This is a genomic window from bacterium (assembly GCA_028820935.1).
Taxonomy (GTDB): domain Bacteria; phylum Actinomycetota; class Acidimicrobiia; order Spongiisociales; family Spongiisociaceae; genus Spongiisocius.
Genome location: JAPPHZ010000001.1, coordinates 21870 through 42822 on the forward strand (window position 1 = coordinate 21870; position 20953 = coordinate 42822).

Consider the following 20953-nt stretch of genomic DNA (forward strand, 5'->3'; position numbering starts at 1 on the left):
AGCCCCAACTATTCATGGGTGGGGGTTTGTACGGGTGACGGGAGGGGGTAGTTCGCACTCCTGAACTGGGGTTACAGGCACGTGACAACCTCATCTTCCAGCCGGGTGCGAAACCAACCATCGGGTGAGGAGTGGCAACTGCAGCAAGTGATGCCTTGAGATGGCCTGGTCCGAGTCGGTGTGCTGGGAACAGGAATAATCAGGCCTAGCAGAGCTTCAGAGGCACAGGATGGCGGCGCAGTGGATGCATTGGGGGATCCGATCCGAGGCCACCTCCTCGTACTCTGCAACCGACATCTGCAAATGGCAGGCGCCGCAGACCCGACCGTCCACCTCCCCGACGACCACCCCTCCCCTACGGTTCCTCAACTGGACGTACTTTCGGAGCAGTCCGGGGTCGATGTCAGCCGCTATTTCGACCCGCCGTTGCCGGTAACGCGCCAGCGATGTGTCGATGGCCTCCTCGAGTTCGGCGACCCGGGCCGCCAACCGGCGCTCGGCCCCCGATGCCTCCGCGGCCGTCTCTCTCGCCGCCTCCTCCTCCGCGTCCAGGCCCTCGCGCTGCTCGAGCAATTCGAGCAGTTCGTCCTCCATGACGGAGACCCGGTTGTGGAGGTTGCCGACCTCCTGGCGCAAATGGTCGGCTTCGCGGGCGCTCATGGCCCCTGCGAAAAGGCGTCGCTCCTGCTCCCGAACCCGTTGCTCGGTCATGGTGAGCTCGTCCTCGACACGCGCCGTGGATCGCTCGACGGCCCGCAGCCGGTCGTTCACGTCCGCATGGGCGGCGGCGGTGGCTGCGGCCTCCCCCGCCGCCTGTCGGAGTTGGGCCAGTTCGGGCAACGTGCGGCGGTCCTCTCGCAGCTTGTCGATGAGCGAATCCACCTGTTGCAGTTCGAGGAGGTCCGAGAAGCTGGTCAGCGGTTCCATCAGAGCTCCCACGGATTGTCGTCGCCCCCGACCATTTCGACGGGCCTGTCCACGAGTCCGGCCACCAGATCGTAGAGGGCTCGTACCCCCGGACGCTCGGTCGGGGTATGCCCTGCATCCACCATCGCCATTCCGGAGTCTGCCGCCCGTCGGGCCTCATGATGCGAGACGTCGCCCGTGACGTAGGCATCGGCGCCGGCGGAAACGGCGTCCTCGACCCGGGATCCACCCGAGCCGGGCAGCACCGCCACACGGCGGACGACCCGGTCGAGCGGGCCGGAGAGGCGCGGCCGGACGCCGAGCCGCAACTGCACGAGGTCGGCCAGATCTCCCAGCGGGCCACCGAAGGATCCGCACCGCCCGTACGAAATCTCGTCCCCGCCACCGGTCATCGAGGGGGCGAATCCCTCGGGGTCTCGAATCTCCAAGGCAGCGGCCAGTGAATCCGATGACCCGCCCGGAGCCGCGTCCCAGTTGGTGTGTGCCGAGATGACGGCCACGCGCCTTTCTATCAGGAAGAAGATCCGTCCCTCGGCGCCAGGCACCGCGGTTACGGAGCTGAGAGGGCGGAACAGCAAGGGGTGATAGGTGACGACCAGTTCCGCCCCGACGGAAATGATCCCATCGAGGAGCCTGGTGGTGAGCTCGTGGACCACTGCCACGGCCGAGACCTCCCGCTCCGGATCGCCGATCTGGAGCCCTACCGCGTCCCACTCGGCGGCGGAGGCGAACGGCGCTCGCCCGTCGATTGCGGCGAGGATCTCACCGACACGAAGGCTCATGATGCCGGCCGGGCAACCGTGGCTGGGAGACCGGTACCGGCGGCCGGCGGGGAGCCCACGACCTCAGGCGACGCCCGAGACCTCCCACACCCGGGCCTCCCAGATGGACCGTGAGCCGCGGGTGCTGACCCGGACCACTCCGCGCTCCACCAGATCGGACAGCACCTGGCTGGTGGCGAGCTTGCTCGGGAGGGGTATGGCCCGCTCGGTGAGCTTCCTCACCTTGGTGTAGAGGCGCCGGGCGGCCTCGATGATGGAGGACTCGTCCTGGAGGGATCCGGTCGGCAGGAAGAGACGCCCGCCGGCGCTCAGGCGGCGCCTGGCCTCCTCAAGCATGCGAATGGGAAGCTCGCTCCCCCGCGTGCCGCCCCCGCCCCTGGTCGGGAACCATCCGCTCTCGTCCGCCAGGGTGTCGGGGATACCGGACACATCGCCGATGATCACGTCTGCTCGAATATCGTCGGCAAGGGGCTCGAACAGGTCGCCCTGGTAGAACGTGATCCGATCGGCCACGTCGTTGGCTTCGGCGTTGGCGCGGCCCACCTCGATCACGTCCGGGCTCTTGTCGATGGCGTGTACGTGGCGGGCGCCGAGCTTGGCGGCGATGATCGCCAACACCCCCGATCCGCATCCGACATCGATGGCCACCTCGCCCTCCTGGATACGGAGCTCGCGAGCGATCAAGGCCGAGATGGTGGAAGGACGGAACGTGGTGTCCGAAATCTGGAGGTTCATCGGGCCGAGCCGGCCCTTCCACAAGAAATCCTCGGACACCCTCTCCCGCCTCCGTGACGACTACGGGGGAACGATAGCGACTCGCGAGCAGTCCGGAAACGGAATTGCCGGGTACGGAGAGCCGCAGCAACCTGTTCGGGGACGGTAGCCTCTAGGAGGGTACTGAAAAATGTCCAGTTAGCCCGAAATCCGGTCAGGAAACCCCTGGTCACGGTATCGCGGGCTAACCAATCCCCGTCTTTTTCAGCACCCTCCTACACGAACGGCCGGTGGACAATGCGCCTCTCACCCGAAGGGATAGACCAGCGTCTCGCCTGTGCCCGGTCGGCCACTCTCGGAACCACCGACGGCGCGGGCCGGGCCCACCTGGTTCCCATCGTGTTCGCCTACCGAGAGGGCGTCATCTACACGGCGATAGACACCAAGCCGAAGACCACCCTGCGCCTGCGGCGGATCCGCAACATCGAGATCAACCCACAAGTGTCCGTGCTGGTGGATCACTACGAGGACGACTGGGACCGGCTCTGGTGGATACGGTTGGACGGCGTGGCTCGAATCGTGAGCGACGGCCCTCTCCGCTTAGTCGCCCTCGAGATCCTGGCGGAGAAGTATCCCGTGTATGCCGACCAACCGCCGCCCGGCCCCGCCATAGCGATCACGGTGGAACGTATCCGCTCCTGGTCGGCCCGCTGATTTCCTTGAGATTCGTCCGCCGCCTGGCTGTTATATCACATGCGCTATATTGGAGTCCATGTACCAACAGTTGCGGGAGATTCGGCTGGCAAAGGGAATCACACATTCCCAGCTGTCGGCGATGACGGGCATCGCGCAACCGAACCTGTCCCGCATCGAAGCGGGAAAGGTGGATGCAAGGTATTCCACGCTCGCTCGGATAGCACGCGCTCTGGGAGTGGAGTTGGTGGTTTCGGCTCCGGCCGTTCTCACGCTGGCCTACGTGCAGGCGAGGATGGCCGATGGCGCCAGACGGTTGGCCGACCGCGGCATTCCGCCCCGCGACAACGAGCAGAGGCTGGAGTGGAAACAGGCCCGCGGCGTCGACACTACGGTCGAACGACGACTGCTGGAGTGAAACCCTCCGAACTCATCGGCCTGGCATTGCAAGCGTCGCCGAGCAGCGCTAAGAACAGTTCCTTTCTCCGGCGATGAACCGGCTCATCGGATCGCTCCGCCGCCGCTAGCGTGAGACATCATGTCGCACTTCACTCCCGCCCTGTTCGAGTTTCTCGACGAGTTGGCTGTCAACAACCGGCGCGACTGGTTCCAGGCCAACAAGCAGCGGTACCGGGCCGACGTCCAGGATCCCCTTCTCCGGTTCGTGACCGACTTCGAGGATCCGCTCGAGAGCATCAGCCCCCACATGGTGGCCGACGCCAGGCGGTCCGGCGGGTCGGTTTTCCGCATCTATCGCGACGTCCGCTTCTCGAAGGACAAGACCCCTTACAAGACCAACGCGGGTGTCCATTTCCGCCACGAGGCGGGCCGGGACGTGCACGGGCCGGGGCTCTACCTACACCTCGAACCCGGCATGGTGTTCGCCGGCGCGGGGATCTGGAGGCCGAACGCGGCCACCGCCGGAAAGATCCGGGAGGCCATCGTCGAGGACCCGGATGCATGGTGCCGGATCGTGGAGGAGCCGGACTTCGCCTCCACCTTCACGCTCGAAGGCGAGTCGCTGAAGCGCGCCCCGAGGGGCTTCGACCCCGGCCACCCCCTGATCGACCACCTGAAGCTGAAGTCGTTCGTGGCCACCACCAGCTTCTCGGAGGAGGAAACCTGCGCCCCGGACTTCATCGACCTCTACACCGACACCTGCCGCGTGGCCGCTCCCTTCACCGGATTCCTCACCGCCGCGCTAGGCCTGGCCTGGTAGCGGGTTGGTGGCCTCCCGCACGGTGTAGAACCGAGCCGTAGGGATGCCCGACGGCGTGCCGCGAGGCTGGCTGGGTCGAGGCATGGTGTCATCGATCAGCGTGGCAGTGGAGCGATGCGCGACCTGGCGAATTGCGGTCGCCGCTTCGGTCGGCGTCGTCGGGTGCGTGGGTGGTCTCGCTTGGCGCCAGGCACGGCTGGCGGGACTGGACCTGCTCGACAGTCGGGGCTGGTACACGCCGGACGAGGCGGCGGCCCTGCTCGACGCGCTCGACCGGCTCGATGCGAACGCAAGGGCCGTCTATGCGACGACCGCACTCACCATCGACATGGTTTTCCCGGCCTCCTACGGCCTGCTGCTCGCGGTCCTGCTGTTACGGCTGTTCCGAGGCGGAGCGCTGCTGTGTCTGCTGCCGCTGACGGTAGCCCTGGCCGACGGGCTGGAGAACATCACCGTCGCGGTGCTGGCCCTTGTCCATGACGGCGCTCCGTCTCTGCTGGCATGGCCGGCCGCGGTGTTCACCGCGGTCAAGACCGCGCTGTTCGTGGCGACGGTGGCTGTGATCTGCGCCGGCGCGATGCGTTGGATGTGGGAACGCACACGGCACTCACGCTGACCAGGAACGCCCCCGACCCAGCAGGCGCGGACGCCGTTGCGCGCCTTGGCGTGCTAGCGGTCAGCGACTCCAGCCATAGCTAGGAATACGACCATGCCGACCAAGCACATTGGTGGAGGCGGGTAGTTCGAGCTGTCGGCGTGCCGGGTCGATCATCCTCGACGGCGGTCGGCCCGGCGCTACATGTTCCGGCGGTACTGGCCGCCCACGGCGTATAACGCGTGCGTCATCTGGCCGAGGCTGCACACCTTTGCCGCCGCCATGAGGGCGTCGAACGTGTTGCCGCCCGATAGTGCGACTCGCTGTAGCTCGTCGAGGAGTTCCGCTGCCTGTTTCTCGTTGCGATGGTGGAGCTGGTCCATCTCGGCCACGAGTTGGTCTCGTTCCTCGGCTGCGGATCGGATGATCTCCTTCGGCCGTACGAAGGGCGATCCATCGTCCGAGAGAAACGTGTTGACGCCGACGATGGGGAGATCGCCCGATGACTTGAGCCGCTCGTAGTGGAGCGACTCCTCCTGGATCTTGCTCCGTTGGTACTGAGTCTCCATCGCTCCGAGGACGCCGCCTCGCTCGCTGATGCGGTCGAACTCCATCAACACCGCTTCCTCGACGAGGTCGGTGAGCTCCTCGACCACGAAGGACCCTTGAAGCGGGTTCTCGTTCCGGTTGAGGCCCAGTTCCTCGTTGATGATGAGCTGTATGGCCAGCGCCCGCCGGACCGACTCTTCGGTCGGGGTCGTTATCGCCTCGTCGTAGGCGTTGGTATGGAGCGAGTTCGCACTGTCGTAGATCGCGTACAACGCCTGGAGCGTCGTCCGGATGTCGTTGAACCCGATCTCCTGGGCGTGGAGGGAGCGCCCGGAGGTCTGGATGTGGTATTTGAGCATCTGCGAGCGATCCGAAGCCCCGTAGCGGTCGCGCAGAGCCTTCGACCAGATCCGCCGCGCCACCCGGCCGATGACGGCGTACTCGGCGTCTACACCGTTGGAGAAGAAGAAGGAGAGGTTGTGGGCGAAGGCATCGACGGCCATGCCTCTCGCCAGGAAGTACTCGATGAACGTGAACCCGTTCGCGAGCGTGAACGCCAGCTGGCTGATGGGGTTGGCCCCCGCCTCCGCCATGTGATACCCGCTGATCGAAATGGAGTAGAAGTTCCGTACGGCGTTGTCGATGAAGAACTGCTGGATGTCGCCCTGCATGCGGAGGGCGAACTCGGTCGAGAAGATGCAGGTGTTCTGAGCCTGATCCTCCTTGAGGATGTCGGCCTGCAGGGTGCCCCGAACCCTCCCGAGCACGTCGCGCCGGATCTCGGCGTAGACGTCCTCCGGCACGACCTCGTCCCCCGAGATGCCGAGGAGCCGGGTGCCGAAGCCGGTGTTGCCCTCCGGCAAGTCGGCCCGATAGACCGGGCGAGCCACTCCACGGTTCTCGTACCGATCGTTGAGTTTGGCTTCGACGACCTCCCAGAGCCGGTGCTCGTCGATGTACCGCTCGCATTGCTGGTCGATCGCGGCGTTCAGGAAGAAGGCGAGGATCATGGGGGCCGGGCCGTTGATGGTCATCGACACCGAAGTGCTGTTGTCCAGCAGGTCGAAACCCGAGTAGAGCCGTTTCGCGTCGTCCAGCGATGCGAGCGAAACGCCGCTGTTGCCGACCTTGCCGTAGATGTCCGGCCGCTCATCCGGGTTCTCGCCGTACAGCGTCACCGAGTCGAAGGCCGTGGACAGGCGGACTGCCGGCATCCCTCGTGACAGGTAGTGGAACCGTCGGTTGGTCTGCTCGGGACCGCCCTCGCCGGCGAACATGCGGGTCGGCCGTTCGGTCGTGCTGCGGAACGGGAAGACACCACCGGTGTAGGGAAACGATCCGGGCACGTTCTCCTGGAGCACCCATCGGACGCGGTCGCCCCAGCCGCGCATCCTGGGGAACGCGACCTTGGGCACCCGCGTCCCCGACAGGGTCGTGGTGGCTGCCTCCACCGTGACGACGCGGTTCCGCACGGAATACGACACCTCTTCGGTCTGGTATCGCTCCCTCGTCGCGTCCCACTCGTCCAAGGCCCGCATCGTCTCGGCGCCGAGGCCGGCCCGGAGCGAGTCGATCTCTTCCGAGAGGTCCAGGCCGGTGCGATCGGCGGCGGCGATGAGCCCCTGGAGCTCCTGGGCCAGGTCCGCCTGCCGTTCCACGTCGGCGTTGTACTCACGGATCGTCTCGGCGATCTCGGAGAGGTAACGGACCCGGTTCGCCGGGATGATGCGCCCCCCGTCGGTCCCGTCGACCCGAAGCTCGCGATGGGGGCGGAACTCGAGGGACGACCGCCCGTCGATCTCGGCCATCAGGGCGTGGAAGAAGCGGTTCGTACCCGGATCGTTGAAAAGCGAAGCCGACGTGAGGTACACGGGCACGTCATCGTCCGGGCGGTCGAAGTCGACCCGGTTGCGACGCCACTGCTTCTTGACATCGCGCAGCGCGTCGAGGGCCCCGCGCCGATCGGACTTGTTGATCGCCACGAGGTCGGCGAAGTCGAGCATGTCGATCTTCTCGAGTTGCGAAGGCGCCCCGTACTCGGGCGTCATCACGTAGACGCTCAGGTCCGAGTGGTCGACGATCTGGGTGTCCGACTGCCCGATGCCCGACGTCTCGAGGATCACCAGGTCGAAGCCCGCCGCTTTGACGATGTTCACGGCGGCCGAGACGTGGGGGGACAGCGCCAGATGCGCCTGACGGGTTGCGAGGGATCGCATGAAGACGCGCGGCTGGTGCACCGAGTTCATGCGGATCCGATCGCCCAACAGAGCACCGCCCGACCGTCGGCGAGATGGGTCGGTCGAGATGATCGCGATCGATCTGTCCTCACGATCGGAAACGAATCGCAGGACGATCTCGTCGATGAGCGACGACTTCCCGGATCCGCCCGTACCGGTGATCCCGACGACGAGGGACGAGGATTCGGCCGCGGCCGACGCGACGGATTCGAGGAGCGCAGCGTGCGTCTCGGGCGCGTTCTCCGCCGCCGAGATGAGCCGGGCCACAGCGCGCCTGTTCGTCACCGACAGGTCGGCGAGACCGACATTTACCTCGACCCCGCGGGGGGCATCCGCCCGCACGATCAGATCGTCGATCATCCCCTGCAGGCCCAACTCCCTGCCTTCGTCAGGACCGTAGATCCGCTCGACTCCCAGAGCCCGGAGGCTCTCCGCCTCCTCGGGGAGGATGGTGCCCCCTCCCCCGCCGAATATCTTCACGTCGGTGGCCCCGACCTCGTCGAGCAGCGAGCGCAGATAGCGGAAGAACTCGAGGTGGCCTCCCTGGTAGGAGGTGACGGCGACGGCTTGCGCGTCTTCTTGAACGGCTGCCTCGACGAGCTCCCGGACCGGCCGGTTGTGACCGAGGTGTATCACCTCCACGCCGGCCGCCTGGAGGATGCGTCGCATGATGTTGATCGCCGCGTCGTGACCGTCGAAAAGGGAGGTCGCCGTCACGACACGCAGGTGATGACTTGGTCCCGGCATTGGCTTCCGCACTATTATGTGAGATTACTTTGATGTCAAAGGATATCGCAAGGCAGGCGGTAAGCAAACCTCCCATGGACCCGATCGCCGAGGCGCGGCGGCAATGGGAGCACCATGGCTGGGCCGACGCGGCCGGCGGCATGTCTGTGGTCACGACTCTGGTGAGAGCGAACCAGATCGTCACGGCAATGGTCGAAGCGGCTCTCGCCCCGTCCGGCCTCAGTTTCGCCCGGTTCGAGATCCTTCGCCTGCTCGGGTTCAGCCGCGCCGGCGAGCTGCCCATGGGGAAGATCGGCGCCAGGCTTCAGGTCCATCCTGCCAGCGTCACGAGCGCCGTGAAGCGCCTGGAACGCGACGGGCTCGTCGGTCGACGGGTCGACGTGACCGACAGCCGGGTGGTGCTCGCATCGATCACGGCCCAGGGCCGCGACATCGTTGGCCGGGCGACGGATGCGGTCAACGCCGTGTTCCGGCGCCTCGATGAAGAGGGCGTCGCTATTGAAGACCTGACGAGACTGCTGAACCGGATCAGATGGCTGGCGGGCGACACCGTTGCCGGTGAGCACGGCGCTCAAACTCGGCCATAGAATCCCGGGAGTTCCGTCCCAGCGAGGTGTTTCTTGATCGAGTTCGCGCTTACCCCTGAGCAGGAGATCCTGAGGGCGTCAACGGCGAGGCTCGCCGACGAGGTCTACGCCGCCAAGGCGGAAGCCTGGGATCGGGACCGCACGTTCATGCCTGACGAGGAACGAAAGCGGCTCGGAGACCTGGGACTGCTCGGAATCGGCCTCCCCGGCGCCTACGGCGGGGGCGACGGAACCCTGCTCGACTCGCTCATCGTGATCGAGGAGCTGGCAAAGCGCAACCAGATCGCGGCCTTTCAAGCGTTCGAGTCGAACACCGGTCCGGCCCGGGCCATCGCCATGCTCGGCTCTGATGCCCAGAAGGAGAGGTTCCTGCCGCCGGTGATCCGGGGCTCCGCCACCATGGCCATCTCGATCTCGGAGCCGGACGCCGGGTCGGCGGCAACGGACCTCACGACATCGGCTGTCCGCGACGGAGCCGATGTCGTCATCAACGGCATGAAGCGATGGTGTTCGGGCGGCGGGCACGCCGAGCTGTATCTCGTGTACGTCAGGATGAACGAGCAGCTCGGCTCGAAGGGCATCGGCGCCGTGGTCGTCGAGGCCGGTACCAGCGGCCTCACCTTCGGCCCGCAAGAGGACCTGATGGGCTTTCGGGGTATCCCGTCGGCCGACATGTTCTTCGAGGACGTGAGGGTCCCGGCGGAGAACGTGATAGTGCCTGCCGGGAGATTCCGTGACCTGTTCACCGCCTTTTCCATCGAGCGTCTCGGCAACGCGACGATGTCGCTGGCCATCGGCCAGGCGTGCCTCGACCTCACGGCCAAGTATGTGGAGGAGCGTCAACAGTTCGGGAAGGACATCGTCGAGTTCCAGGCGGTTCAGCTGGCTCTGGCGGACATGGTCCTGAAGACCCAGGCGGCACGGCGTCTCATATGGACCGCGGCTGCCGGCGCGGGGACCGGAGCGCCCGATCCGCTGGATGCTTCGATCGCGAAGTGCTACTCCAACGAGATGGCCAAGGAGGTCTCGGATCTAGCCATCCAGCTCCACGGTGGGTACGGCTACTCGGTGGAGTACGGCCTGGAGCGCTATCACCGTGATGCGCACGGGTGGGCGCTGGGAGGCGGCACGCCGACGATCCAGCGGATACGCATCGTGTCACAGTATCTCGGCCGCAGGTTCAAGCAGCGAGGCTGAGGCCCGAGTAGCCGGGCTACCGATCAGGGTGCCCCGATCACCATCACGCAGGCGATGACGCCCGGACCGCCGAGGGTGTGCGCCAGTCCCTTCGTGGCGCCGTCGACCTGGCGAGCTCCGGCTCGACCGGTCACCTGGTCGGCGATCTCGACAACCATGCGCACACCGGTCGCGCCGACCGGGTGGCCGCACGCCTGGAGGCCTCCGGACACGTTGACGGGGATCTCGCCGTCATGGGCCGTCGCTCCCGACCGGAGCAGCTCGACCCCCTTGCCTCGCTCGGCCAGCCCGAGGTCTTCGGTGTTGACGATCTCGGTGATCGTGAAGCAGTCGTGGCACTCGACCAGGTCGAGCTCGGACCTCGGATCGATGATGCCTGCCTGACGGTACGCCCGCGCGGCCGCTTCGCGGGTCGATGCGAAGCCGAGGTAGTCGCCCGACTCCTCGAAGAAGCTCGACACGTAGCCACCGGTCACGGATAGGCCGACCCCGTCGATCAACGCATAGTCCGATGCGTTCGCGTCCGCCCATTCACGCGACGCCAGGACGACCGCAGCCCCGCCGTCGGTCGTCGGGGTGCAGTCGTAGAGGCCGAGGGGTTCGGCGACGACGGGCGCTTCGAGTACCTGTTCCATCGTGAGCTCCGAGCCGAACTGTGCGCTCGGGTTTGACATCGCGTTGCGGTGATTCTTCATCGCCACCCGGGCGAGGTCGTCTCTCGTATATCCGTAGGTGTCGAGGTAGCGGTTGGCGAGCAATGCGAACTGACCGGGCGCGGTCCTGCCCTTGGCCAGTGTCGGGTGGCTGCCCTCGGCGGTCTTGGCGACGAGAGACCCCTTCGGAGTGACGTCGCGCATCTTCTCCGCTCCGATCGCCAGAACGATGTCGTGCTCCCCGGCGGCGACGGCGAGGGCTGCGCCGCGCACGGCCTCCATCCCACTCGTGCAGAAGTTCGAGACCCGTGTCACGGGGCGGGGAGAGAATCGCAGGGCCTCGGCCACCGCAGCCCCGGAGTCGCCGATGAGCCCCGAAGTCTGAGGCTCGGCCGTCGCCAACCAGGCGGCGTCGATGGCGTCCATGGTGAGGCCTGCGTCGGTGACGGCGCCATGGGCGGATTCAGCCACGAGGTCGAGGTAACCCATGTCGTGAAGGACACCGAATCTCGTCATGGCCGTGCCGACAATGGCCACCTCTCCGGCGATGCCCATCAGGCCGCCCCTGCCGGTGCAGCCTGGATCTTCCAGAAGTAGTTGGGCACATTCCCCCCGCCGTGCAGCCTGCGCAGAACCAGTTCCACCCGGTCTCCGATCTCGACTTCGAGCCGGTCGGCAACCTGGCCGTAGAAGCGGCCGCCGCCGTCGAGGTCGACGACCGCCATGGAGAGCGGGCCGCCGAACGGGAACACGTGGTCCCGAGCGAAGGTCACCACGGTGCCGGTGCGGGCAAGGTGGTACGGCTCGAACCCGGCGCTCGACGCAGCGGGCGGCGGTGGGTAGACGACCTCCCCGGTCTCGGTGTTCCTCGCTGCGAGCAGGCGAAACGTCTGGCTTCGCTCCCGGTAGGCCATCGCCTGGGATGAGTACGGGGTGAACGTGGACTCGTCGGGATCGGCCGGACGCTCTCCGCGCAGCCCGCCCGCGATCTCATCGGCAGCCTGCTCTCTGATGCCGGAGAACCGGGATCCGACCGTTATCCGGACGGCGTGTCTGATACCTCCGGACGACGAGGCGACCACCAGATCCCGGCCCTCGGTGGCGTCACTCGTGAAGAGGCCGATCAACGGTGCGGCGCATCCCGGAAATCCTGCGCCTTCGATCTGCGGACCGGAGGCGGTCGAGAGAAGGACGCGGTCGGCGTCGAGCCGGTCGGCGAAGCCCTTGGCGGGTGAATAACGATCGAGAGACCTGTCACCGGCCTGAACTCCCGGTGTGTCGCGACGCTGCCAGCGATCCAGGAACAACTCGGCACCGCTCTCTGCCGGGGTGACACCGCCCACATCTCCGACCGAGTCGATCAAAAGGGCGACTGCTGCCGCCCCTAGAGGCCTGCCTCTGGTATCCCGGCGGTCGTCGGAGACCACGACGAGCACCGGCCCGCGGCCGTCGGCTACGCGCCGCGCCGCTTCGGCGATCGCGGCGACACCGGCAGAGACCGACCCGGTCAGCTCCAACACGTCGGGCCCGGGACGATCCGCAGCGGACCGGATGTCCAGCACCTCGGCAAGAAAGGGGGCGATACCGGGCTCCGGGAGCGGGGCCGACACGGTTGCTGCCAGCAAACCGTTCGGAGTGACGTCCGGGTTCCTGTCCAGCATCGCCAGGCCGCACCTGGCAGCCATCGTGACGGCGTCCTCGTCGTGTGCGGCCCGGGAGACCGTCCCCCGGCCAGTCCTGCTACGCCACCGGCCCAGCGAGACCTGCGCATCGACGATGAAGGCGCTCGCCGTCGCTTTCTGATCCATCGATTGTCTTCACTTCCGGCATCGGCTACGGCCCGGATGGCTGAGCCTACAACGCGCCGCCGTGGCGACCCGGGCTACGGTCCGGTGCGCTCCGGTCGGCCCTTGACCTGACGGGCTACGTCCAGCGAGTCGTACCAGACGCTCAACGACTTGATCTTTCCGTCGGAGATGTCGAACACGTCCACCGCGGAGAAGGCCACGGGGCGTCCGCCCACCGTCCGGCCGTCAAAGTCGATCTCAACCACCACGCTGCTCCCCGATGCCAGGAACCGAGTGGGTCGGTCGGTTCCTTCGACAAAACCGGCCAGCAGGGTCTCGAAGTAGTCCACCGCGGCATCCACGCCCTCGAGGCGTCCCCTGCCGACGACCTGCAGCGATAGATGTGGATGGAGGATCTCTCGGAGCGCCGGCCAATCTCGAGAGTTGATCGACGCGAAGTACTGCTGGACGATGGTTTGCGGTGAAGTTGGAACGTCCACGGCCTTCTCGGGAGAGCCCCTCAACGAATCTAGCGCGCGGGATCGTAGTTGAAACGGTGGCCGCGAGGGCGCCCTGCCGAGCCGCAGCGACCGCGTTCTCGCTCTCAGGTCAAGGCTCTGAGGGAGTCGTTTCCCTCGGCGATCGCCGGCCCGATCCCTCTCGGAGCCCGAGCGTCGCCGATGACGACGAAGGGCACCTCTAGCTGATCGAGCCAGCTCGGCCGGACTGAGCGCGCCGGATCGGCGATCACAACCCCGCCGCAGGGAATGAAGATCTCGCCGTCCTCGGCCGAAGCCACCAATCCGGACTCGTCAAGGCGCCGTGGGATCGCCAGAACGACCGATCCGCCGGCCGATTCGATGCGGCTGAGATACGCCCGCCTGGCCAACCCGCTGGTGTCGTTGCCGGCACGCGTACCGGTTACGACGACGACAGGATTTCCCTTGTGGATCAGCCACAACGATGTTGCCAGAGCTCGGCGACCCCCACCGAGGACCACGACCTCTCCTAAGGGTTCCGGCGTTCCCAGAGTCGACTCCCCGGCAGCCAGCAAGCCCTCGGCGGACCAGACGGGCATGCGGTCGTATCCGTCGAGTACCGGCACCTCGGTGACACTTCCCGTGGCGGCGACCACGAAGTCCGGGTCGAGATCACCCACCGAAGCCGCCGTGGCCTCGAATTGGAGTCTCACATCGACATCGAGGTGCTCCATCTCGAGGAAGAACCAATCCGCAAGACGCTGCACATGGCGCAGTGGCGGCGTCCGGGCGGCCAACCTGAGGCTGCCCCCGATCGTATCGGCCCGGTCGACGATGACGACTTCATGGCCCTCGAAGGCGCCCTTCCGAGCCGCTTCGAGGCCGGCCGGGCCGGCGCCGATCACCACGAGTCGGCGTGGCGCGGCGCGGGCAGGCAGGAGGGTCGGCCGGAGCTCTCTCCCGGCATCGGGGTTCACCGAGCACGAGATGGGGTCACCGTGCTGGAGCATTCCGGCACATCCCTCCACCGTTCCGATACAGGGCCTGATCCGGGCAGGCTCCCCACTTCTCGCCTTGGTCGCCCAGGCGGGATCGGCCAGAAGCGCCCGGCCGACGGCGACCGCATCACAACGGCCCGAGGCCAGCGCCATCTCGGCGGTTGAGGGATCGGTGATGCGCCCGACGGCCACGACGGGAATGCTCACGCCGGCGCGCACCTGCGACGCGAGGTCTACGAACGTGCCCTCGGGATCGTCGAGCAACGGAATGGTGTAGGGAACGGAACCGTAGACGCCCGCGGACACGACCAACCCGTCGGCTCCGGCGGCCGCAAAGGACCTGGCCGCCACGACGGCGTCGGCGATCTCGAGACCGCCGGGCACGAAGTCGGCCCCGTTGAGGCGAACCATCACGGCGAGTTCGGGCACGGCTTCCTTGATCGCACGGACGATGTCGACGCCGAAGCGAGTTCTCGCGGCGACGGTTTCACCGCCGTACACGTCGCTGCGGTGGTTCGATCCGGCGGACATGAACTGATGGATGAGGTAACCGTGCGCGGCGTGCACCTCGACGGCCACAAACCCGGCAGTCCACGCCTTCCGGGCCGCGGTGGCGAACGCGGTGACCAGGTCCTCGACCTCGCTGATCTCCAAGGACCGCGGTTGCCGGCTGACGTGGACGAGCGGCGCTATGGCGGACGGGGCCACGGGGTCGCCGCCTATCACCTTCGGGCTCACCTGACGGCCGCCATGGCCGAGCTGGAGGCAGGGCGCAGCGCCGTTGGCCGCTATGGCATCGGCCAGCGGGGCCAGAGCTCGAGCCGCGCCGTCGAGCCACATCCACGGAATCTGTTGCTCGACCCGACCCTCCGGCGCAACCGCCCCGAAGGCCACCACCGCCATCCCCACATCGTGGGTGCGAGCTGCGAAATACTCGATCAGGTGCTCGGTGGGAAGCCCGGCCCGGAACCCGAATCCGGTCGTCATCGGCGACAGCAATATCCGGTTCGAGAGCTCGAGCGGTCCGAGGCGCCAGGACGAGAAGAGGGTTGGATACGAGTTCCGAGCTGCCTTCACCGGCGCGAGTGTACGGACCAGGGCTGGAAGGCGGGAGGTACGGTCCAAGAGGTGCCCAAAGGACGCGGATGGACCTCTACTGGTTGGCCGCGACGCTTCTACCTGGGGGTTCGATTCCGGCTACCGGGCCAACCGGACGTGTTTCAGTACCCTGCTAGCCATGGCCGTCGAGGTCTGGATCGTGCGAGCTGCCGAAAGGGCACTCGGGCGTTCGCTCCGAGCGGCCCGCGTCGAGCCGATGGCGGGCGGACACTCATGGGATACCTATCTCGTGTCGACCGCCTCAGGTCCCGAGGCAGTGGTGAGAGTTGCTCCGCGAGGCGGAACGCTCGCTCCCTACGACGTCGAGGTGGAACGGCGAGCGCTCCGGGCTGCCCGTGGGGCGGTGCCTGCTCCGGACGTGCTGCTCGTCGCCGCTCATCCGTCCCGGTTCGGGGCGCCGCTGCAGGTCCAGACCGTTGCCCCCGGGGAGAGACTGCGCAGCTCGCAGGAGTTCCCACACCATGAAAGAAAGCGCTATCGAGCAGCGATGGCTGTCGCGCTCGGGGATCTCCATCGTTTGGGTGATCCCTCCCGGCTCTCCGCGGTCAAGACGACGGGAGAAGCGATTCGATCGATCATCAACGTAGAGGTGGAGCATTACCGCCGGGCCGCGGCCGCGCGACACCCGGGGTTCGAGATCGGCCTTCGGTGGCTTCTGAGCAACCTCCCGGGAGGCAGCGACGAACCTGTTGTCTGCCACGGTGACTACCGCATCGGCAACATCCTGTGGGATGACGGCGGAGAGATCAGCGGAGTGCTCGACTGGGAGCGAGCCTGGGCGGGCGACCCGATGTGCGACATCGCATTCACGCGCCAATTCTCCGCCTGGGGAGGAATCGATGGGGAGGCGGTCGCTCTCTACGAGCGGGCATCGGGGCGAAAGGTCGACGAGTCCCGGATGGCCTTCTACCTCAGGCTCGAGCGCTGGAGGTCCTACACGGCCTCGATGCGGGGGATCTCAGCCCTGGCTTCCGGGAAGTCTGATCGCCCCGCGCTGGCGGCTATCGGAGAGGCCGGAAACTCGGGCATGTGGGATCTGGCGAGCTGGCTCGAGGACGGTCTGGTGCCCCTTCCCCCCGCGCTCGCGAAGCGGCGGAGCCACTACGCGCCGATGCTGAGCACTGCCAGACGTGTCGAGATTGCCCGCCACCCCGGTACCGGCGGACCGCTGCGCTCGCACTTGCTCGACGACGGGGAGGAAAGCCGCGCGCTGCGCCGGTCGGTGGATCGATTGCGAGCTATCGGCGGTATGCCGGCTCTGGCGAAAGCGCTCGACGTGTCAGACGTGGAGGAGGCATGGGAGGCGGCGTTCGAGGTTCTTACCGCGGCGGCTGCTGACGGCGGGCGTAACCTACAGGCAGCATTGCAAGCGCTGGGGCACCGTTTCACGGGGCGCCCGACCTTTCTCCAGGAGATGGCATGGCGCTGAAGGAACGAGATGAATACCTCCACGCCCCTCCTGCCGACGCCCCGGACACGCACCTCTGGAGCGACAACTTCTGGTTTTCTGTCGTCGATCGCGAGGCAGACGTCTTCGGCATCAACCACATCCATGCCTCGCTGAGTCACGGCTACTTGCGAGCGAGCGCCTTCTACGTCATCGACGGCGTCCACCAGCAATGGGCCTCACGTCAACCGCTCGGGGTCGATCCGGTGTTCGAGACGATCGGCGATCAGCGGCTTACGTTTCGAGTCGACAAGCCTTTCGAGCAGTACCGCTGGGTTTTCGACGGCCCAAAGTTCGGATTCGATCTCACCTATCGCAGCCGTTTCGCGGTCTTCGACTACGACGACTGTCTGGGCGGCAATCCGCTGGCCGCCTACGAGGACTACGGAGGCCACTACGAGCAGGCGCTCTCCTGCCAGGGCTCCTTCGAAGCCTTCGGTGGTCCCCGCAAGGGCGAACGACGGGCCATCGATTCGTGGGCCCACCGCGATCACTCCTGGACCCATCGATTCGTGCGCTCCAGCTCCTGGGAGCCGCGCAAGCATCGAACGCTACAACGATCTCTCGGTCACTTCTGGCCGTCGATCCAGCTCGAGAACCGTCACCTCAATGCGTTCGGCTGGATGAATCCGGACCGGCAGCTGCCCGAGGGCGCCAACCCGGTGGGAGGATGGATAGGCGACGCCGACGGGTCTCGACCGATCGTCGGCGCCTCATGCGTGCCGCGTCTCGAAGACGATCGCCGCACGGCTATGTCGTTCGACATCCGGTTCGATCTCGGCGACGAGCAACTCACCGTTGTGACGGGCCGAAAGCACGCCCAGACCCGCAACGGTCTGATGCGCGATGAGAACGACGCAGAGGCGCGCCTGGACTGTTACGAGCCCTTCTTCGACTTCGAGGTCCTCGAAACCGGAGAGCGCGGCTACGGCGTCGTCGAGTACTCCATCAACCCGCCCACGCCCCGATTCCGCTACTAGGCCTGATCCTTCGTGTTTCCCGACACACCGGCCGCATCCAGCCACGTCAACGGCGTATTTGCGGCTTCGCCGTCCTTCACCCGGTGGGTGCCAAGCACCACCTGTCAGGGATGGGACCGTCGGAGACCATCATTCGTGTTCAGGTCGCCCTTCTCCGACTCAATCCATCCTGACAAACCGCGCGCATGAAGGATTGGGGCTAATGCGCGCCGCCTTCCTCGACGGAGCGGAGGACATCGCAGTTCGCGAGGTACCGCCCATCCCAGCCGAAGGCCACCTCGTCGAGATCGACGTGATCGCTTGCGGGATCTGCGGTTCTGACCTTCACCGATGGCGCCGTCCGGACTTGATGGCCGGGCAGATCGAACCATCGATCCCCGGCATGGCGGGACACGAAGTCGTCGCCCGGGTGCCGCGAACCGATGGCGGGCGCGGCCGGCGAGTCGTCGTCGAGCCGAACCTCGCTGGGAATTGCGGGAAGTGTGGGGCGTGTCTGGAAGGCAAGGCGGTGTTCTGCACCAACCGCACGGCTCTCCGGTCATGGGGGTTCTCAGAGCGGATGGCAGTCAACGCCTCGAGCTTGTTCGACGTTCCGGACGGCATGGCCGACGATCTGGCGAGCCTCACGGAGCCGCTTGCGTGCGCAGTTCACGCCTACCGGGCAAGCCATACATTCGCCGCACAGGACGGGACACTGGCCGGTCGCAGGATCGCGGTGATCGGAGGGGGCGCGATCGGACTGCTGGCGATCGCCGCTGCTACTCGCCTCGGCGCCGACGCCCTGCTCTGTGTGGCCCGTTACCCCCGGCAGGCTGCGGCGGCCGAGACCCTCGGGGCGATCGAGGTGTTGGATCCCGTTGTCGACGATGTGGCCTCCCGAATACGCAAGTTCGCGCCCGATGTCGTGGTCGAGGCAGTCGGGGGCGGGCCGGAGACCTTTGATCTCGCGGTTCGAACTGTGAATCCGGGCGGTGAGGTGCTGGTGCTGGGACTGTTCGACGATCCGACATACCTTGACACGCGCCGGGCCTTGTTTCGCGAACTGCGCCTGCTCTTCTCGATGACCTACGGGGTCATCGACGGCCGCCACGACTTCGAGGTCGCCCTCGAGTTCCTCGAGTCGGATCCGGCTGCTTTCGGCGGTCTCGTGTCACACCGATTTCCTCTCGAGGAGACGGCTGACGCGTTCGCCGCGGCAGCGGACAAGTCGACGGGGGCTCTGCGGATCGTGGTAGCGCCTTGAGGTTCGGACTGCACCTCCCCCAGCTCGGCAGAGCGGCTTCGCCCGAGAGGGTGGGGGCCGCAGCCGTTGTCGCCGAGGACCTCGGCTTTGCTGACGTGTGGGCGTCGGATCACGTAGCGGTCCCGACATCGATCGAGGGCATGCCCTCGTTCTTTCCGGAGCCGATCCCGCTGTTGGCGCTCGCCGCGGCTCACACGCGGCGGGTCGGCCTTGGAACCAGCGTCATCGTCCCCGCCTACCGGAACCCGATGCACTTCGCCAAGCAGTGGGCGACGTTGGATTGGCTGGCGCCCGGACGCACGATTCTGGGGGTCGGAGCCGGATGGCTGACCGAGGAGTTTGCCGCCGTCGGTGTTCCGATGCAGGGCCGCGGCGCGCGACTCGACGATTACATCCGTGGGTGGAGGGCCCTCTGGGCGGGAGCCACGGAATTCGAGAGCAGATACTTCTCGTTCGAGGCAGTCAGAGTGAATCCACGGCCGTCCGAGGCGATCCCCGTCTGGATAGGTGGTTCATCAGCGGGTGCGTTGCGTCGAGCTGCTTGGTGTGACGGCTGGCACGGCACCTGGGCGCCGCTCGACGAGTTTAAGCGAAGGGTCGTGATGCTCCTCGCCGAGATGGAGAGGATCGAGCGCGATCGTGAGGAGGTCACCGTGTCGATCCACATGGAGGTCACCATCGGTGACGGTCTCGACTACTCGGGTTGGTCGTCCGTCGGCGACGGCTACGGTGATCGGCGACCGGTGACCGGGCGTCCGGAGGATGTCGCAGAACTTCTGGCCGACTACGCGGAAGCCGGGCTCGACCATGTCCTTGTCACACCGGTGGTTCGCGGCGCAAGAGCCTGGGACGAGATGGTCCTCGGCATCGCCGCCCTCAAGGATCTCGTCGAGAAGGGCGCGCATTGAGCATCGAGTTCTCGCAGATGCACCACTTCGGGATCGTCGTACCTGATCTCGATGGTGCGATGAACGAACTCACCAGCCAGCTGGCTCTCACGTGGGCGCCGATCCGGCACGGCGAACGCACCGTGCGCCACCTCGGCCGGCTGGTGACGACCGACCTCCGACTCACCTACTCGATTGAAGGGCCTCCCCATCTGGAGTTGATCGGAGAGGCCCGGGGCACGCCGTGGGAACCGACCGGAGGAGGTATACACCACGCCGGGTTCTGGGTTCAGGACCTGCGCGGCACCGGCCTCGAACTGGCCCGGGCAGGGATGACGCTCGAAGCCACCTATGACGCCGAGGATGGCGGGTTGCTCGGCTTTGCATACTTCACCGACGCGAACGGCTTCCGGGTCGAGATCCTCGATGACTCTCGCCGGCAGTCGTTCGATGACTGGCTCGCTGGCGGGCCGCGTTAGACCGGATACGGCAACTGCGCGGCGGCGACCATCTGTACGATCTACTTGCACGAGGAGGCCGATCATGTCGATCGACATCGCGGGTATCAGCCATACCGCGCTCGCGGTCGCCGACCTCGACACGGCGATGAGCGTGTACGGGAGCGCACTCGGCCTGACATGGGCACGCCCCCAGCAACGAGCGATCAGCATCCGGGTCGCGGACGGTGACCTGACGACGGAGATCCGGTTCACGTACTCCCGGCAAGGTCCTCCCCACCTCGAGCTCATCGAGGGCGCCGCCGACACGATCTGGGCGCCGGTGAGCGGCCTCCATCACATCGGACTGTGGAGCCACCAGCTCGATATCGACGCCGCGCGGCTGGAGCATCGAGGGATGGCTCTCGAGGCGGCGGGCCTCAGCAGATCAGGCAAGCAACCCTCCGGATTCACCTACCACCGTTCGGCACAAGGGCTGAGGGTCGAACTGGTGGATGCGGCGGCGCGGGCCGCCTTCGAACGCTGGTTCGCGGGAGGGGACCTTCGCTGACGGCGGCGACATCCGGCGGGTTCGGTTCGAGTCTTCGCCGCCGGAGTGGACTAGTGGTCTGTCTGTGTAATGGCGGTGTGGTATGGCGAGGCAGCGGTGTTCCTC

20 protein-coding genes are annotated in these 20953 nt (G+C 66.5%); 12 read left to right on the forward strand and 8 right to left on the reverse strand.

Going from position 1 to position 20953, the window contains the following annotated elements:
- Window positions 1-216: 216 nt before the first annotated feature.
- The 3 genes from OXM57_00110 to OXM57_00120 all read right to left on the reverse strand — a co-directional run bounded on the left by OXM57_00110 (window position 217) and on the right by OXM57_00120 (window position 2483).
- On the reverse strand, window positions 217-927 hold the full coding sequence (locus OXM57_00110; protein MDE0351085.1) for a hypothetical protein: 711 nt from the start codon (window positions 925-927) through the stop codon (window positions 217-219).
- Window positions 927-1709, reverse strand: a complete 783-nt coding sequence (locus tag OXM57_00115) for a Nif3-like dinuclear metal center hexameric protein (protein ID MDE0351086.1) — start codon at window positions 1707-1709, stop codon at window positions 927-929. The genes OXM57_00110 and OXM57_00115 overlap by 1 nt, the downstream gene beginning before the upstream one ends.
- 63 nt (window positions 1710-1772) lie before the next feature.
- A complete protein-coding gene (locus tag OXM57_00120) occupies window positions 1773-2483 on the reverse strand; it encodes a 50S ribosomal protein L11 methyltransferase (protein MDE0351087.1) in 711 nt (236 codons plus the stop codon).
- A 237-nt stretch (window positions 2484-2720) separates the two neighbouring features.
- Between OXM57_00120 and OXM57_00125 the strand changes: the two genes are divergently transcribed.
- The 4 genes from OXM57_00125 (at window position 2721) to OXM57_00140 (ending at window position 4951) form a co-directional block, all read left to right on the forward strand.
- On the forward strand, window positions 2721-3137 hold the full coding sequence (locus tag OXM57_00125) for a TIGR03668 family PPOX class F420-dependent oxidoreductase (protein MDE0351088.1): 417 nt from the start codon (window positions 2721-2723) through the stop codon (window positions 3135-3137).
- A gap of 58 nt (window positions 3138-3195) precedes the next feature.
- Window positions 3196-3534 carry a helix-turn-helix domain-containing protein gene (locus OXM57_00130; protein MDE0351089.1) on the forward strand — a complete coding sequence of 113 codons (339 nt, stop codon included), beginning with the start codon at window positions 3196-3198 and terminating at the stop codon, window positions 3532-3534.
- A gap of 120 nt (window positions 3535-3654) precedes the next feature.
- Window positions 3655-4335 (forward strand): DUF2461 domain-containing protein, encoded by a 681-nt coding sequence (locus tag OXM57_00135; protein MDE0351090.1) that lies wholly within the window; start codon window positions 3655-3657, stop codon window positions 4333-4335.
- A gap of 43 nt (window positions 4336-4378) precedes the next feature.
- Window positions 4379-4951 carry a hypothetical protein gene (locus OXM57_00140; GenBank protein ID MDE0351091.1) on the forward strand — a complete coding sequence of 191 codons (573 nt, stop codon included), beginning with the start codon at window positions 4379-4381 and terminating at the stop codon, window positions 4949-4951.
- 179 nt (window positions 4952-5130) lie between these two features.
- Here OXM57_00140 and OXM57_00145 read toward each other — a convergent pair whose 3' ends face one another.
- Complete coding sequence (locus tag OXM57_00145; GenBank protein MDE0351092.1) at window positions 5131-8463, reverse strand: methylmalonyl-CoA mutase family protein; 3333 nt, start codon at window positions 8461-8463, stop codon at window positions 5131-5133.
- Between the two features lie 74 nt (window positions 8464-8537).
- On the opposite strand from OXM57_00145, the gene OXM57_00150 reads away from it, so the two are divergent.
- Window positions 8538-9050, forward strand: coding sequence for a MarR family transcriptional regulator (locus OXM57_00150; GenBank protein MDE0351093.1), 513 nt, complete (start codon window positions 8538-8540; stop codon window positions 9048-9050).
- 33 nt (window positions 9051-9083) lie between these two features.
- Entirely contained in the window at window positions 9084-10247 is a 1164-nt protein-coding gene (locus OXM57_00155) for an acyl-CoA/acyl-ACP dehydrogenase (protein MDE0351094.1), read from the forward strand.
- 23 nt (window positions 10248-10270) lie between these two features.
- Here OXM57_00155 and OXM57_00160 read toward each other — a convergent pair whose 3' ends face one another.
- The 4 genes from OXM57_00160 to OXM57_00175 form a co-directional block, all read right to left on the reverse strand.
- The gene (locus tag OXM57_00160) at window positions 10271-11455 is read right to left on the reverse strand and encodes an acetyl-CoA acetyltransferase (GenBank protein MDE0351095.1); all 1185 of its coding nucleotides are present in this window, start codon (window positions 11453-11455) and stop codon (window positions 10271-10273) included.
- Entirely contained in the window at window positions 11455-12708 is a 1254-nt protein-coding gene (locus OXM57_00165; protein MDE0351096.1) for an OB-fold domain-containing protein, read from the reverse strand. The genes OXM57_00160 and OXM57_00165 overlap by 1 nt, the downstream gene beginning before the upstream one ends.
- Before the next feature lie 74 nt (window positions 12709-12782).
- Entirely contained in the window at window positions 12783-13187 is a 405-nt protein-coding gene (locus OXM57_00170) for a nuclear transport factor 2 family protein (GenBank protein ID MDE0351097.1), read from the reverse strand.
- A 104-nt stretch (window positions 13188-13291) separates the two neighbouring features.
- Window positions 13292-15241 carry a tRNA-dihydrouridine synthase gene (locus tag OXM57_00175; GenBank protein MDE0351098.1) on the reverse strand — a complete coding sequence of 650 codons (1950 nt, stop codon included), beginning with the start codon at window positions 15239-15241 and terminating at the stop codon, window positions 13292-13294.
- 160 nt (window positions 15242-15401) lie between these two features.
- Here OXM57_00175 and OXM57_00180 point away from each other — a divergent pair, with 160 nt between their 5' ends.
- From OXM57_00180 to OXM57_00205, 6 genes are all read left to right on the forward strand, one after another.
- A complete protein-coding gene (locus tag OXM57_00180) occupies window positions 15402-16712 on the forward strand; it encodes a phosphotransferase family protein (protein ID MDE0351099.1) in 1311 nt (436 codons plus the stop codon).
- On the forward strand, window positions 16703-17710 hold the full coding sequence (locus OXM57_00185; GenBank protein ID MDE0351100.1) for a hypothetical protein: 1008 nt from the start codon (window positions 16703-16705) through the stop codon (window positions 17708-17710). The genes OXM57_00180 and OXM57_00185 overlap by 10 nt, the downstream gene beginning before the upstream one ends.
- Window positions 17711-17912: 202 nt before the next feature.
- Window positions 17913-18953 (forward strand): zinc-binding dehydrogenase, encoded by a 1041-nt coding sequence (locus OXM57_00190; protein ID MDE0351101.1) that lies wholly within the window; start codon window positions 17913-17915, stop codon window positions 18951-18953.
- A complete protein-coding gene (locus OXM57_00195) occupies window positions 18950-19861 on the forward strand; it encodes a TIGR03619 family F420-dependent LLM class oxidoreductase (GenBank protein MDE0351102.1) in 912 nt (303 codons plus the stop codon). Before OXM57_00190 ends, OXM57_00195 begins: the two co-directional genes overlap by 4 nt.
- Window positions 19858-20319: a VOC family protein gene (locus OXM57_00200; protein ID MDE0351103.1), complete on the forward strand. Its 462-nt coding sequence runs from the start codon at window positions 19858-19860 to the stop codon at window positions 20317-20319. The genes OXM57_00195 and OXM57_00200 overlap by 4 nt, the downstream gene beginning before the upstream one ends.
- A gap of 64 nt (window positions 20320-20383) precedes the next feature.
- On the forward strand, window positions 20384-20848 hold the full coding sequence (locus OXM57_00205) for a VOC family protein (GenBank protein ID MDE0351104.1): 465 nt from the start codon (window positions 20384-20386) through the stop codon (window positions 20846-20848).
- Window positions 20849-20953: the final 105 nt, after the last annotated feature.